The organism is Streptomyces sp. So13.3, assembly GCF_005860785.2.
Lineage (GTDB): Bacteria > Actinomycetota > Actinomycetes > Streptomycetales > Streptomycetaceae > Actinacidiphila > Actinacidiphila fildesensis.
This window is the reverse complement of the sequence record NZ_CP048835.1, coordinates 4,555,908-4,570,073: the sequence shown is the minus strand read 5'-3', so window position 1 is coordinate 4,570,073 and position 14,166 is coordinate 4,555,908. Positions and strand designations below refer to the sequence as shown.

General features: G+C 73.3%; 10 protein-coding genes. 4 read left to right on the top strand and 6 right to left on the bottom strand.

The window, feature by feature from the left end:
* Positions 1-31: 31 nt before the first annotated feature.
* Positions 32-766 (bottom strand): hypothetical protein, encoded by a 735-nt coding sequence (locus C8250_RS20475; RefSeq protein WP_138355910.1) that lies wholly within the window; start codon positions 764-766, stop codon positions 32-34.
* 60 nt (positions 767-826) lie between these two features.
* On the opposite strand from C8250_RS20475, the gene C8250_RS20470 reads away from it, so the two are divergent.
* On the top strand, positions 827-1,543 hold the full coding sequence (locus C8250_RS20470) for a copper homeostasis protein CutC (RefSeq protein WP_138355911.1): 717 nt from the start codon (positions 827-829) through the stop codon (positions 1,541-1,543).
* Positions 1,544-1,939: 396 nt separating this feature from the next.
* Here C8250_RS20470 and C8250_RS20465 read toward each other — a convergent pair whose 3' ends face one another.
* From C8250_RS20465 to C8250_RS20455, 3 genes are all read right to left on the bottom strand, one after another.
* Positions 1,940-3,832: a HAMP domain-containing sensor histidine kinase gene (locus tag C8250_RS20465; RefSeq protein WP_164295833.1), complete on the bottom strand. Its 1,893-nt coding sequence runs from the start codon at positions 3,830-3,832 to the stop codon at positions 1,940-1,942.
* Positions 3,822-4,529, bottom strand: a complete 708-nt coding sequence (locus C8250_RS20460) for a response regulator transcription factor (protein WP_138358902.1) — start codon at positions 4,527-4,529, stop codon at positions 3,822-3,824. The genes C8250_RS20465 and C8250_RS20460 overlap by 11 nt, the downstream gene beginning before the upstream one ends.
* Before the next feature lie 116 nt (positions 4,530-4,645).
* A complete protein-coding gene (locus C8250_RS20455; protein WP_244809226.1) occupies positions 4,646-6,787 on the bottom strand; it encodes an AAA family ATPase in 2,142 nt (713 codons plus the stop codon).
* Positions 6,788-7,074: 287 nt separating this feature from the next.
* Between C8250_RS20455 and C8250_RS20450 the strand changes: the two genes are divergently transcribed.
* Together C8250_RS20450 and C8250_RS20445 are read left to right on the top strand one after the other, a co-directional pair.
* A complete protein-coding gene (locus C8250_RS20450; protein WP_187144921.1) occupies positions 7,075-7,245 on the top strand; it encodes a hypothetical protein in 171 nt (56 codons plus the stop codon).
* 193 nt (positions 7,246-7,438) lie between these two features.
* Positions 7,439-8,524 (top strand): glycosyltransferase 87 family protein, encoded by a 1,086-nt coding sequence (locus tag C8250_RS20445; RefSeq protein WP_138358930.1) that lies wholly within the window; start codon positions 7,439-7,441, stop codon positions 8,522-8,524.
* Between the two features lie 136 nt (positions 8,525-8,660).
* On the opposite strand, the gene C8250_RS20440 is transcribed toward C8250_RS20445, so the two are convergent.
* Positions 8,661-10,301, bottom strand: a complete 1,641-nt coding sequence (locus tag C8250_RS20440; RefSeq protein ID WP_138358904.1) for a DNA repair helicase XPB — start codon at positions 10,299-10,301, stop codon at positions 8,661-8,663.
* Between the two features lie 131 nt (positions 10,302-10,432).
* On the opposite strand from C8250_RS20440, the gene C8250_RS20435 reads away from it, so the two are divergent.
* On the top strand, positions 10,433-11,179 hold the full coding sequence (locus tag C8250_RS20435; protein ID WP_187144920.1) for a VanZ family protein: 747 nt from the start codon (positions 10,433-10,435) through the stop codon (positions 11,177-11,179).
* Positions 11,180-11,195: 16 nt separating this feature from the next.
* Here the strand turns inward: C8250_RS20435 and C8250_RS20430 are convergent, their stop codons facing one another.
* Complete coding sequence (locus C8250_RS20430; protein ID WP_138358906.1) at positions 11,196-13,736, bottom strand: helicase-associated domain-containing protein; 2,541 nt, start codon at positions 13,734-13,736, stop codon at positions 11,196-11,198.
* Positions 13,737-14,166 lie beyond the last annotated feature (430 nt).

The following is a 14,166-nucleotide window of genomic DNA, read 5'->3' as shown; positions in this document are numbered from 1 at the left end:
CGGACAGGCTCGGCCCGGTCAGGTGGCCCGGTCAGGTGGCAGGGTCGGTCGCGGGACCGGTTGCGAGGAGCAGTTCCAGCTCGGTGCCGAGGTTGCGGCGGGCGATGTGCTCCCAGCGCTCGTGGCCGACCGGGGTGCGGAAGAGCCGGGGCAGATCCAGCAGTTGGCGCAGGACGGCGGCGCGGCCGGACCGGAAGGCGTCGTCGGGCACGAAGCCGTACTCCTGGCGGACGGCGGCGGCGTAGGCGGCGTACGCGGCAGGCTCACCGGCCAGGACCGCGAGATCCGCGTCACACAGGACCTCGCCGTTCCGGTCGTCGGGTGCCGGGTCGTGGCTGGTCGTGAGCAGCACCAGCCGGACCACCTCGGCGATGCGCGCGGCGTCGACCCCGGCCTCGGCCAGCGCCCGCTCGGCCAGCCGGGCGCTGCGCTCCTCGTTCTCGGAGCGGTCCGGGCGGTACACGGCGTCGTGGAACCAGGCCGCGAGCAGTACGGCGTCCGGGTCGTCGGCGTAAGCGGCCAGCTCGGCGATGTGGTCGAGTACGGCGACCAGGTGATCCGTGGTGTGATACCACCGCTGCTCCTCGCTCCACCGGCCGAGCAGGTCCTCGCCGTAGGCGGCATCGGGTGCGGGGGTGGGGGCAGCGGTGGGGGCGGAGCCGGGAGTGTCCGAAATCGGGGCGACCCGGGTGCGGCGCAGCAGGTCACACCATTGGGTGAGCAATGCGGCATGCTGCGGGTGCTTCGTCGCGGGGGTGACAGCCATGGTGGCTATTGTGCGCCTGAGGGCTCGCGCGGGGGTGACGATTGTGGCACTCTTGGTCATATGTCTAGACCAATTTTCGAGGTGATCGCCCTCGGCGTCGATGACGCCGTAGCGGCCCAGACCGGCGGCGCCGACCGCCTCGAGCTGGTCACCGACATGGCCGCGGACGGCCTCACCCCGTCCCGCGAGACCTTCGCCGCCATCCGTGCCGCCGTGCACATCCCGCTGCGCGTCATGCTGCGGCTCTCCGACGGCTTCGGCGCCGGCGACATCGACGCGCTCTGCGCGGCGGCCGAGGGGCTGCGCCGCGAGGGTGCGGACGAGTTCGTCCTCGGCTTCCTCGACGGGCGCGGCGGGGCCGACCTCGAGGCGGTCTACGCGATCGCCGACGTCATCGACGGGTGCCGGTGGACGTTCCACCGCGCCATCGACCGCGCGGCGGACCGCGACGCGGTGCGATTGCAGCTGGCGGGGCTGCCGGGGCTGGACACGTATCTGACGGCCGGGTCACCCAAGGGCGTCGACGACGGCCTCGCGGTGCTGGTCGCCGAGGCGGCCCGGACGGCGGCGGAGCCGGAGCCGGAGCCGGGGTACGAGCCGCGGATTCTGGTGGGGGGCGGGTTGAACCGGGAGCATCTGCCGGCGTTGCGGGCGGCGGGGATCGACGCGTTCCACGTCGGCGGGGCGGTTCGCCCTGCGGGCTGGGCTTCCCCTGTGGACGTGGGTGCGATGAGGGAGTGGCGGGCGTTGCTGGATGCGCCGGTGCCGGTGGGTTAGGCGGGGTTGGTTTTTTGGTTCCGGTGCCCGGGTCCTGCGGGGCGGCGGTTCGAAATCGACTATTTAGGGCCTGGCGGCCCACAAATAGCCCGGCAGCATTTCGAACCCCCACCCCTCCGGCCCCGGGCACCTCGCGTTCCAGCCCGAGCCCCCGCTCGACCCTGTGCCACCCGCTCAGGTAGGGATGCCCCGGCTGCAGGCGCAACGGTCCGCGGGTAGCCGCGTGTCGGTGACGTGCATTTGTGACGGCAGTGGGGGGCACCCCCGGCCGAAGGTTGGGGGAGGGCGGGGACAGCTCGCCGCAGGCGGAACGGTGCGGTGGGGGCGATGTAACCGCACCCGCGCCGGAGGCGGCGCGGCTCGCCGCAGGCGCAACGGTGCGGTGGGGGCCGGGCTTCAGGCCCCGCCGCCCAGCCGGAGGCTGAACGTTGAGCCGTGGCCTCGGCCGGCGGAGGCGACTGTCGCGGTGCCGCCGTGGGATTCGGCCAGTTGGCGGACGATGGCCAGGCCCAGGCCGCTGCCTCCCGTTTGGCGGTTGCGGGATTTCTCGGCGCGCCAGAAGCGGTCGAAGACGTGGGGGAGGTCGTCGGGGGCGATGCCGGTGCCGGTGTCGGTGATGTCGATCACGATGCGGTCGTCGTCGGTGTAGCCCCGCAGGGAGACGCTGCCGCCCGGCGGGGTGTGGCGGATGGCGTTCGAGACGAGGTTGCCGACCGCCTGGCGGAGGCGTACCGGGTCGGCCTGGAGGCCGAGGTCGCCGGGGGTGACGGTGAGGGCGACGCCGGCCGAGGCGGCGCGGGCGCGGTGGGCCGCGGCGACCTGTTCCAGGATGTCGCCGAGGCGCACCGCTTCGGGGTGGACGCGGAGCGTCCCGGCGTCGGCGGCGGCCAGGTCCTGGAGGTCGTCGATGATGTGCTGGAGCTGGAGCGCCTCTTCGAGGAGCGAGGAGTTGAGGGCGTCGTCGGGTTCCGCGATGCCGTCCTCCACCGCTTCGAGCCAGCCGCGGATGTTGCTGACCGGGGTGCGCAGTTCATGGGCGACGTCGCTGACCATGGCCTTGCGCTGTTCGGCGAGGCGCTGGCGTTCCTGGGACATGTCGTTGAAGGCGGCGGAGAGCCGGCCGATCTCGTCGCCGGTGGCGACGGTGACGCGCGCCGAGTCGTCGCCGTCCCGCATGCGCTGGGCGGCGTCGGTGAGGGCGCGCAGCGGGCGGATGAGGCGGGCGGCGAGCAGGAGGGTGACGGCGGCGGCGAGGGCGAGGACGAGGGCCGCGACGCCGGCGACGCGCAGGGTGTTGGAGCGGGAGAGGGCGAAGCCGGGGGTGGTGGCGCCGCTCGGGTCCGTGACGAAGAGGTACGCGGCGGGGGCGACGAATTCGCGGAGCTGGTCGCGGCGCGCGGTGTCGACGCAGTCGGCGGTCTTGCGTTCGGTGATGCCGCCGCCCTTGGGGTCGCGGACGGCGGGGGCCGGAACGGCCCGGGGCGTCCGGACGGCGCTGGGCGTCGGGACGGGGGTGGGCCCCTGGGCAGCTGCGGCGCCCGTCCGGCCCCAGGTGAGGTCGGGGTTGAGTTCGAGGAGTGGCAGGTTCTCGGTGGTGAGGCACTTCTTGAGACGGGAGTTGAGGTCGGCGAGGGCGGAGCTCTCGGTGGCGGTGGGGGCGGCGAGCCTGCTGCCGTTGCAGGACTCGTCCAGCACGTCGGAGGGGTCGCCGCCGACGACCTTGATGTGCGGGCGGCCGCTGGGGCCGTCGGCGATCTCGCCGGCGATCATGTAGTCGGCGAGGCAGGAGACGCTGCGCCGGGCGAGGTCGTGCAGCTGCTTGCGTTCCGCGGGGAGCAGCCGGAACGGGCCGACGGCGCGCGGGTCGATGTCGCCCGCGGTGGCGCCGGGGACCATGGTGGCGTCGACGTGCAGCGGGTCGAGGGCCGCCGACTGGGTCTGCGGGAGCGGGGAGCCGGCCGGTGCGGAGTCGGCGACCGGCCGCCGGTCCTGGGTGGTGACGGCGATACGGCGCTGGGTGGTGGCGGCCAGCTGGCGGACGGTGGGCGCGATGCCGTCCCAGTTGGCGTGGGTGGCCGCGTACTCGGCGAGCTTGCCGTAGATCAGGGCGTCGTTGGCCAGATAGCGGCTCTGCTCCTGCTGGATGGAACCGGAGGTCGTCTGGACGGCCAGCCAGGTGGTGGCGGCGACCGAACAGGTCGCGACCAGGACGAAGGAGAACAGCAGCCGGCCGAGCAGGCTCCTGCGGAACGGGACCTTGCCGCGGGCCGGCCGGGGTTCACGGGCCATCGTGCCCGCCGTCCGTCAGCTTGTAGCCGACGCCGAAGACCGTCACCAGATAGCGCGGCCGGCGGGGGTCCGGTTCTATCTTCTTGCGGAGGTTCATGACGTGCACGTCCACCGTCCTGGTGGTGATGTACCGGTCGAACCCGTGGACGTGGTCCAGGAGTTGGGCCCGGCTGAAGACCCGGCCCGGCAGCGCGGCCAGGGCCGCGAGGATGTGGAACTCGCCGGGGGTGCAGTCGGCGGGTCTGCCGTCGACGGTCACCTCGTGCCGCGCCGGGTCCACGGTGAGCCCGCCGACGCGCAGTACGGCGTCGGAGGTGGCATCCGGCTTGCGGGCGCCGCTGCGCCGCAGCAGGGTGCGGATCCGGGCCATCAGCTCGCGGGGGCTGTACGGCTTGGTCATGTAGTCGTCGGCGCCCAGGTCGAGGCCGAGCAGCAGATCGTCCTCGGTGGAGCGGGCGGTGAGCATCAGGATCGGCAGGTCGGACTCGGCCCGCAGGACGCGGGCCACGTCCAGCCCGTCGACCCTCGGCATCTGGATGTCGAGCACGAGCAGGTCCGGCTCCCGGCGGCGCGCCTCCTCGATGGCGGCGCGCCCGTCGTGGACGACGGTGACCGTGTGGCCCTCCCGCAGCAGATAGCGGCGGACCAGCTCGGCCTGTTTCTCGTCGTCCTCGGCCACCAGCACGTGTGCGCACATGAGGGCGAGCGTAAGCGCATCGAGCGGCCCGAACACGATCGCGACCGCGACCTGACAACTTCTTCATATCTGCTGGTCAGGGTGGAGGCCGGCCGGATGCCTAGTTCGTCCCCCAGCTACCGCTGGGAGGTGCCCCCAGCGGCCAGCTCCTCCGGCAGCGGCTTCGCGTGGAGCACCGCGAGGCCGGAGACGGCCCGGGTGAGGGCGACGTAGAGGCGGCGCAGCCCGGTGCGCTCGTCCGGCTCGCCCGAGACGATGGCGGCGGGCTCGTCGAGCACCACGTAGTCGTACTCCAGGCCCTTCGCGAGCGTCGCCGGGACCAGGGTGAGCCGGGCCTGCGCCGAGGTCTCCTCGCCGGGGGCGAGGTACGGCAGGCCGGCCGACTCCAGGGCGGCGGCGAGCGCCGCGATGCGCTCGTCGGCGGCGATGAGGCCGATGGAGCCCTCGTACGCGAGGGCGTCGTGGCAGGCCGCGAGAACGGCCGCGTCCAGCTCCTCCGCGCCCGTCCGGCGGATCACGAGGTCGCCGGGCGACTCACGGACCGAGGTGGCCGGGGCCAGCCCGGGGGCGATCGTGGGCAGCAGCAGGGACGCGTAGGCGATCACGCCGCGCGGCACACGGAAGCCGCGGGTCAGCTCCTCGACCGGGGCGCCCGGCTTGCCCAGGTGCGTGAGGGCTTCCTCCCAGCTGGCGGTCGCCCACGGCGTGGTGCCCTGCGCGATGTCGCCGAGCACCGTCGCGGAACCGGTGGAGCAGCGCCGTCCGACCGCCCGGTACTGCATGGGGGACAGGTCCTGGGCTTCATCGAGCACCACGTGGCCGAGCGAGTGGGTGCGCTGTACGAGGTCGAGCGTCTCGTCGATCAGCACCGTGTCGGCCGGGGACCACTTCGCCGAGGCGAGGCTGCGGGGCGGCTTCTCCCACAGCAGCGTCGCCTGCTCCTCCGGCGTCAGGATCCCGTCGGCGCACTCCGCGAGGAACTCGGCGTCGGACAGCAGCCGCAGCACCGTCTTCGCCGGGTCGGCCTTCGGCCAGACCTCCTTCACCGCGGCCTTGACAGCAGGATTGCGGGCCACCGCGTCCTGGACGCGGTCGTCCGGCGCCTCCCCGGACTCCTCCATGCGGACGAGGATGTTGTGCGCGATCCGCTGCGGCAGTGCCTCGTGGGCGGCGCCGTACCGGATGTCACGCTCCATCAGCTCCCGCACCAGCTCTTCGAGTTCGTACGCGGGGACCCGCCAGCGCCGCGAACCGCGCACCACGACGATCGGCTCCTTCGGCATCCGGATGCCGCTGCGCACCGCGCGCCGCAGCACCTCCGCCATCCGGGCGTCGCCCTTGATCCGGGCGCGCTCCGCCGGGTCCGTGCCGCGCACCGTGACGTGCGCGACCAGGTCGTCGACCGTCGCCTGCTTGACCTGCAGCTCGCCCAGGGCCGGCAGCACCTGCTCGATGTACTGCAGGAAGGACTTGTTGGGCCCGATGACGAGGGTGCCGGTGCGGGCGAGCCGCTCGCGGTGCGCGTACAGCAGATACGCGACACGGTGCAGGCCCACGGCGGTCTTCCCGGTGCCGGGGGCGCCCTGCACACAGACGGTGCCGCCGATGCCGGCGCGGACGATCTCGTCCTGCTCCGGCTGGATGGTGGCGACGATGTCCCGCATCGGGCCGACGCGCGGTCGTTCGATCTCGGTCTGCAGCAGCTTGCTGGAGGTGCTGGCCTCGGCGGGGTCGGTGAGGTGCTCGTCCTCGTACGCGGTCAGTTCGCCGCCGGTGTAGCCGAACCGCCGGCGCAGCCGGACGTCCATCGGCTCGACGCGCGAGGCCCGGTAGAAGGGCTGCGAGACCGGCGCCCGCCAGTCGATGACCATCGGGTCGCCGTGGGCGTCGTGCACATGGCGGCGGCCGATGTAGAACTGCTCGCCCTCGGCGCCCTCAGCCCGCCCGTCTCCCGCCACCACCCTTCCATCGGAGCGCTTCGCGCTGCCCCTCCCCATTTCGACGCCGGGGGCGTGCAGGTAGTCCAGCCGGCCGAAGAACAGCGGGGTGTGCGAGAGGTCGGCGAGGGCCTTGATCCGGTTGTCGATCTCGGCGGCGAGGATCTTGGCGTTGACCCAGTTGCCGGTGACATCGGAGATGTCCAGCGCTTCCACGTCGGCGCGCATCGCGGTCAGCGCGGAACGGGATTCGGCGAGGTGGGTCTGTTCGGCCCGGAGCGGGTTCGCGTCCTGGGCGTGGTCGGGGTCGTGCAGGGGCACGGCATTGCCTCCGGCTTGTGCGTACGCAGGGAAGAAGAGAGAAGCCGACCGGTTTCCGTCCGGCCGGCGGCGCTCCCATCGGGAGGCGGCAAGACGGTGGATCTTACGCTCCCGCCCGCCGCACCGCGAATGCTTTTCCCGCAACCGGAGCGGCACCCCGGGGGCCCTCAGGGTTCACCCCGGGGGCGCCCTAGGGGACGGACGTCAACCCAGAGGCGTACGTGACACGGGAGACTTCAGACTTCCGCCCGATGTACTGCAAACGGCGGATTTCCTACCGTAGGGACATGACCACAGAAACCTTCACCCCAGGCCCCTCCGCCGCCGGCAGCACCGCCCTCGGCACCCACCACGAGCACCCCCGCCACCTGCTGGGAAGCACCCTGCGAGCCGTCCGCGTCTTCGCGCAGACCGCCGTCGAGGTCGTCCTCCTGGGCAGCGAGGGCAAGCACCGCTGACCCAGGACGGAGCACGGCCCCCACCCGGCGGTCCACTAACGTCGCGGCGGTGACCGCTCTCAGCGAGGTGCACCCGGCGCCACCCTCCGTACGCGCCCTGTCCCGCCGCCTGCTGCTCGTCCTGGCAGCCCTGCTGGCCCTCGCGCTGGCCCTCGCCGGATACGCGCTCTTCTTCTCGACGTATCCGGTCCCGATGGCGGACATGCTCGTCTACCGCGCCGAAGGCGCCGCCGTCGCCTCCGGCCAGGACCTCTACGGCTTCCGCGTCACCCGGTGGAACCTCCCGGCCACCTACCCGCCCTTCGCGGCGCTGCTCTTCGTGCCCACCACCTGGCTGCCACTCGGCGCTCTGCGCGGCGGCTTCGTCCTCGGCAACCTCGGGCTGCTCGCCGCCCTGACCCACCTTTCGCTGCGCTGCACGAGCCGCCCCGGCGGCGCCCGCCACCCGGCCGCGCTGATCGCGCTGCCCGCCGGCGCCCTGTGCCTGGAACCCGTCTTCCAGACGTTCGTCTACGGCCAGATCAATCTGGCGCTCGCCGTCCTCGTCCTGTGGGACCTGTCCCGGCCCGACGGCGCCCGCGGCAAGGGCTTCGCGGTCGGGATCGCCGCAGGCATCAAGCTCACCCCGGCGATCTTCGCCGTCTACCTCGCCCTGACCGGGCGCACCCGCGAGGCCACCACCGCGGCCTGCGCCTTCGCCGGCACCGTCCTGCTCGGCATCGCCGTGCTGCCCGGCGCCTCCGTCGACTTCTGGACCACGCGCCTCTACGAGACCGACCGCGTCGGCAAGGCCTGGATCATCGACAACCAGTCCCTCCAGGGCCTGCTCGCCCGGCTCCTGCACACCGAGCACCCCGGCCTCGTCTGGGTGGCCGCCGCCGCGCTCACCGCCGCCGCGGGCCTCGCCGTCGCCACGTGCGCCGCCCGCCGCGGCCTCGAAGCGTGGGGCGTGCTCTGCGCGGCCGTCACCGCACTCCTGGTCTCCCCGATCAGCTGGTCGCACCACTGGGTCTGGTGCGTCCCGCTCCTCGCCCTGCTGGCAGCCCACACCCGCGGCCTCCCCTGGCGCCGCGCCGCGGTCCTCGCGACCGCCGCCGCCTTCGCCTGCCGCAGTATGTGGCTCACTCCCCACCAAGGCGACCTCGACCTCCACCTCCCCTGGTGGCAACAACCCCTGGCATCCCCGTACCCGCTCCTGGGCCTGGCCTTCCTGGCCGGCACGGCGTTATGCCTGCGGCGGGCCAATGGGCGACCCAGCGCGGCCACCCCCGGGCTGTGACGTGAGGGGGCCGGGGCCGCAGGCGTGGTGGTTCGAAATGCTGCCGAGCTATTGGTGGGCCGCCAGGCCCTGAACAGTCGATTTCGAACCGCCGCCCCGGAGGACCCGGCCCCCGGAACCGCGAACCGGCGGCCCGCTACGTCAGCAGCTCGTCCGCGTCCATGATCCGGTAGGCATATCCCTGCTCCGCCAGGAACCGCTGCCGGTGTGCCGCGAAGTCCTGGTCGATCGTGTCCCGCGCCACCACCGAGTAGAAGCGCGCCTCGTGACCGTCCGCCTTCGGGCGGAGCACGCGGCCGAGCCGCTGTGCCTCCTCCTGGCGGGAGCCGAACGTGCCGGAGACCTGGATCGCGACCGTCGCCTCCGGCAGGTCGATCGAGAAGTTCGCGACCTTGGAGACCACGAGCACACTGATCTCCCCCTGCCGAAAGGCCTCGAAAAGCTTCTCGCGCTGGGCGTTCGACGTCTCGCCCTTGATCACCGGAGCGTCCAGGTGCTCCCCCAGCTCGTCCAGCTGGTCGATGTACTGCCCGATCACCAGCGTCTGCTCGCCCGCGTGCTTCGCGACCAGCGCCTCCGTGACCCGCCGCTTCGACGCGGTCGTCGCGCAGTAGCGGTACTTCTCCTCCGGCTCGGCCGTCGCGTAGGCGAGCCGCTCCGTGTCGGTCAGGTTGACGCGGACCTCGACGCAGTCGGCCGGCGCGATGTAGCCCTGCGCCTCGATCTCCTTCCAGGGCGCGTCGAAGCGCTTCGGGCCGATGAGGGAGAAGACGTCGGACTCGCGGCCGTCCTCGCGGACGAGGGTGGCCGTCAGGCCCAGCCGGCGCCGCGCCTGCAGGTCGGCGGTGAACTTGAAGACGGGCGCGGGCAGCAGGTGCACCTCGTCGTAGACGATCAGGCCCCAGTCGCGCGAGTCGAAGAGCTCCAGGTGCGCGTAGACGCCCTTCCGTTTGGTCGTCAGCACCTGGTACGTGGCGATGGTGACCGGGCGGATCTCCTTGCGGGTGCCGCTGTACTCGCCGATCTCCTCCTCGGTGAGCGAGGTCCGCTTGATCAGCTCGTGCTTCCACTGCCTCGCTGAGACGGTGTTGGTGACGAGGATCAACGTCGTCGCCTTGGCCGTCGCCATGGCACCGGCTCCGACCAGCGTCTTGCCCGCCCCACAGGGCAGCACCACGACACCGGAGCCGCCGTGCCAGAAGCCCTCGACGGCCTGCTGCTGGTACGGGCGCAGCGCCCAGCCGTCCTCCTTGAGCTCGATCGGGTGCGCCTCGCCGTCGACGTAGCCCGCGAGGTCCTCGGCGGGCCAGCCCAGCTTCAGCAGCGTCTGCTTGATCTGGCCGCGCTCCGACGGGTGCACGACGACGGTGTCCGGGTCGAGCCGGGCGCCGACCAGCGGCTGGACCTTCTTCGAGCGGAGGATCTCCTCCAGCACCGGCCGGTCGGTGCTGGTCAGGACCAGCCCGTGGACGGGGTGCTTGCTGAGGGTGAGGCGGCCGTAACGGTCCATCGTCTCGGCGACGTCGACGAGCAGCGCGTGCGGGACGGGGTAACGGGAGAACGCGACGAGCGCGTCCACGACCTGCTCCGCGTCGTGCCCGGCGGCGCGCGCGTTCCACAGGCCGAGCGGGGTCAGCCGGTAGGTGTGGATGTGCTCGGGGGCACGCTCCAGCTCCGCGAACGGGGCGATGGCGCGACGGCACGCGTCCGCGCGCTCGTGGTCGACCTCGAGGAGCAGCGTCTTGTCGCTCTGGACGATGAGAGGCCCGTTGTTCAAGTGCCACACCCTTCGGTTCGTGATGGAGGCAAGCCTCCAGTGTCGCGCATCCCGGTCATCGGCAGTGGCGCCCGCTGCGTACGACGGCGGGCAGGGGGTAGACGCCCCCTCGACCTGAATGGGGGGAACGCATGACCCGCACGGATCTGTTCCAGCCGGCCCGCGATCGTCTGAAGGCGAAACGCACGTCCAAGCCGCGGTCGAAGGCGGCGGGGGCCCGGTGGAAGCCCACGTCGTGGAAGCCCGTGGGGAAGAACACACGGAAGCCGGCCGCGAAGCGGGTGCCGAAGCCGCGGACGAAGCCGGTGTCCCGGCCCGCCCGCGACCCCCGCGACCACCCGGGCGAGCCCCGGTCGTTCGCCGCCGGGCTGACGCGCGCGCTGGTGATGGTGCTGGCCTTCGTCTTCATGGTCGGTTTCGCCGTGGTGCTGGCGAAGCTGACGCTGCAGCCGTCGCCGGCGTCGGTCAAGCTCATCCACACGAATCTGCGGCCGGGCGACTCCATCCGCCAGTACATCGACCAGCCGGCGTTCCGCGACACGGTGAAGCAGATCGGCGGCAACCTGGTACTCGGCGTGCCGTTCGGGATCCTGCTGCCGGTGCTGTTCCCGAAGACCCGGGGTCTGCTGCGGGTGGTGCTGGTGACCGCGCTGGTGATGGTGCTGGTCGAGGCCGCGCAGGGCGCGATCGTCGAGGGCCGGGCCTTCGACGTCGACGACGTCATCCTCAACACCACGGGTGCGCTGGTCGGTTATCTGCTGCTCGGCCGGCGGCTGGGCCGGGCCCTGCATCCGCGACGCCACCACTGGTGGCAGCGGCGGGACCCGTCCGACGGCGAGGGTCGTGCCCGCCGCCCGCGCAAGCGCGAGGCCGCCTGACGCGGCATTTTCGGTGTCAGGCCGGGTCGTCGGCCAGTTCCGATACGCCGGTGATGCGGTGCAGGGCGAACGTGCGGACCTCGTCGGCGGTGTGGTCGTAGGCGGTGACGAAGCCGCCCTCGACACGCACCGGGCCGATGACGCGCTGGCTGGCGGCGCCGTCCGCGTTCACGTAACCGATCCAGAGCGAGTCGCCGGTCAGTACGGCGGCCTGCATCGTGGCGAGGGTCTCCGCCGCGGCGGTACGGGGCAGCCCGCCGCGGGCCGCGGGCGCGGGGACGCTCTCGCGGTGCACGGCCGTGGAGGCCCGGTCGCCGGCCCTGATCGCCTTCACCGCGGCGCCGAGCAGTGTGCCGTCCGGGACCGGCGGTCCGTCGGTGACGGGGGTGGGCGCGGCCCGCCGCGGGGTGCGGACGGCGTCGGCGCGGGTGATGACGACATCGCCGTCGGCGGATTCCGCGGCCGGCGCGAAGCCCATCGCGCGCAGCCGCTCCAGCAGCGTCTCCGGCGCGCTCTGGGCGGCGAGCACGGTCGGCGCGAGGCGGCGCAGGCCGAGGCCGGAGGCCCTGCGGTCCGCGAGCAGCTCGCTGAGCAGCGCGTCGTCGTCGCACCGCAGGTACGCGGAGGCCGCGCCGACACGCAGTCGGCCGTGCCGGCGGGCCACGTCGTCGATCAGATAGCTGAGCGGCTGCGGTACGGACGTCCGTGAGTGCTCGGCGAGGAACGCGTGCAGGTCGGCGGCCGTACGCCCCGCGTCGAGCGCCCGGCGCACGGACTCCGGCGTGAACCGGTACACCGTCGCCCCGCCCTTGGACTCGATGTCGGCCAGCACGCCGATCATCTCCGCGAGCGGTGCCTCCAGCGGGCCGGGCGCCACCGCGGTGAGGTCCGCCTGCAGCAGCACGTGGTTGAGGGGCTCGGGGAGGAGCGGCGCGAGGCGGCTCGCGGCGGCAGCGGCCGCCGCCGCGGCTTCGGCGGGGGTGATGGCCGCGTTCGTGGCCGCGTTCACGTCCACGTTGACGTTCGTGTTCGCGTTCGCGGAGGTGCGGCGGCGCGGCACCGTCCGGGTCGGCTCGACCAGGGCGCGGGCGTGTCCGGCCAGGGCGCCACGGCCGGTCAGGCCGAGGAGCTCGGCCTCGGTGACGGTCCAGCGCAGCAGTTCCGCGCGGAGCGCGTCCGTCCCCGCGCCGCCGCGCAGCGGCCGGTCCCAGCGCAGCCGGTCGAGCAGTTCCGCGGGGGCGGCGGAGGCTCCCTCGGGGAGCGCGGCGAGCAGTTCCAGAACGCGCCGCCTGACCTCCGGCGCGAGGGAGCGGTCCAGCTCGGGGCCGAGCGCGGACAGCGCGCGGCCCTTGGAGTCCCGGCTGCCGACCAGGCCCGCGACGCGGGTGGCGGACAGCCAGGCCACGGCGAGCACCGTCCAGCGGTCCTGCGCGGGCAGCCGGAGCCAGTCGTCCGAGGCGGGCGTCGGCGCGTACGCCTCGTCCAGCTCGCCGTCCGAGGCCAGCAGGCCCGCCGCGTACGTCAGTTCCAGCCAGAACGCGGCCATCGTCTCGGACACGTCCAGCGTCGTCGCCACCCGCTTCAGGTCGCGGACGCTGACACCGCCGGCCCGCATCACGGGCGGGCCGCCGGTCTCCCACGCCTTGAGCAGTTCCTCGACGGTGCGGACGGCGTTGAACGCCTGGCCGGCGGCGGTGCCGTCCACAGCCTGTGGAGAATGTTCGACGGGCGTGACGGCCGGCGGCGCCGGCTCGACGGTGCGGTGCGCGCGGCCCGCCCGCAGGTGCAGGGCCGCTTCGCGGGGGAGCACGACGTTGTGCTGCCCGGCGGGCAGCAGCAGGCCCCGGGCCAGCAGCCACTGCACGGGCGTGGTCGCGGTCGCGGCCCGCACCGGCGCGATGGCGTCGCCGACCTCGCCGTACGGCGGGCCCCACGCCAGCTTGCCGAGCGCGCCGGTGGCGCCGTCCGGCGCCGTCGCCAGCAGCTTCTTCATCCGCTTGCGATCGCTGAACAGATCGGCCAGGGCCGCCACCGCGCTCATCGGGTCGTGGGTCGCGGGCAGCCCCGCGTCGGCGAGGATCTCCTGCAGCCGGGCCGGCGACATGCCGGACGTCGCTTCCGCGACGGACGGGCCCAGGCCGGTGGGCGACGGTACGGACGCCGACGGCGCGAGCAGGTCGCGGGCGGTGCGCACCAGCCGCAGCCGGTCCTCGCCGCCCCACACCAGCCCCTGCGCGCGCAGGCTCTCCACGGCGTGCGGGAGGGCCGCGTCGGTCGCCTTGTCGGCGGCGTCGCCCGTCATCAGGGCGCGGAGCACGGAGTAGGCGCCGCCGTCGGGCATGACGGCGAGGGCTTCTGCGGTCTGCAGCGTGAAGCGGTCGAGACGCTCCAGGGCGCGGACGACGGAGGCGCGGGTGGCCGCGCGTGTCGCGAGCTGCGTGAGGTCGTTCGGAACCGGACTGAGCAGGTCCGGGCGGGCGCGGAGGAGCGTGGCCAGCGCTTCGTCGCCGCGGGCCCGCAGATCTTCTGCCAGCGTGCGGGGTGCGCTGCCGGTCACGGTCGGCTGCCGGGCTGGCCGGGCTGCTCGGTGGTCATCCGTCCCACATTACCGGTCCCCCCGGGTGGGTGGTTGTGGTGCCGGGGGCCGGGTCCTCCGGGGGAGGGGTCCGAAATCGTATGTTTACGGTCCCCCAACCTTCGGCCGGGGGTGCCCCCAGCGGCTCACACATACACGGCAGCGTTTCGGACCCCTCCCCCTGTGGCCCCGTCCCCCTCACGTCACAACAGGTCCGTCCGGCCCGGCGCCCGAAGTCCGCCGCAGGCGCAACGGCGCGGCAGGGGCCGACGTCCCTGCGGGAGCGCGGGTGGTGTCTGTGGCGTGCATTCGTGACGGCGGTGGTGGGGGCACCCCCGGCCGAAGGTTGGGGGAGGGCGGGGGAAAGCCCGCCGCAGGCGTGACGGTGCCGCTGGCGCTGACGTACCCGCAC

Coding starts and splice junctions, on each gene's coding strand:
- C8250_RS20445 (WP_138358930.1), top strand. CDS start 7,439: ATGGCGGACATGCTCGTCTACCGCGCCGAAGGCGCCGCCGTCGCCTCC.
- C8250_RS20475 (WP_138355910.1), bottom strand. CDS start 766: ATGGCTGTCACCCCCGCGACGAAGCACCCGCAGCATGCCGCATTGCTC.
- C8250_RS20465 (WP_164295833.1), bottom strand. CDS start 3,832: ATGGCCCGTGAACCCCGGCCGGCCCGCGGCAAGGTCCCGTTCCGCAGG.
- C8250_RS20435 (WP_187144920.1), top strand. CDS start 10,433: ATGACCCGCACGGATCTGTTCCAGCCGGCCCGCGATCGTCTGAAGGCG.
- C8250_RS20470 (WP_138355911.1), top strand. CDS start 827: ATGTCTAGACCAATTTTCGAGGTGATCGCCCTCGGCGTCGATGACGCC.
- C8250_RS20450 (WP_187144921.1), top strand. CDS start 7,075: ATGACCACAGAAACCTTCACCCCAGGCCCCTCCGCCGCCGGCAGCACC.
- C8250_RS20460 (WP_138358902.1), bottom strand. CDS start 4,529: ATGTGCGCACACGTGCTGGTGGCCGAGGACGACGAGAAACAGGCCGAG.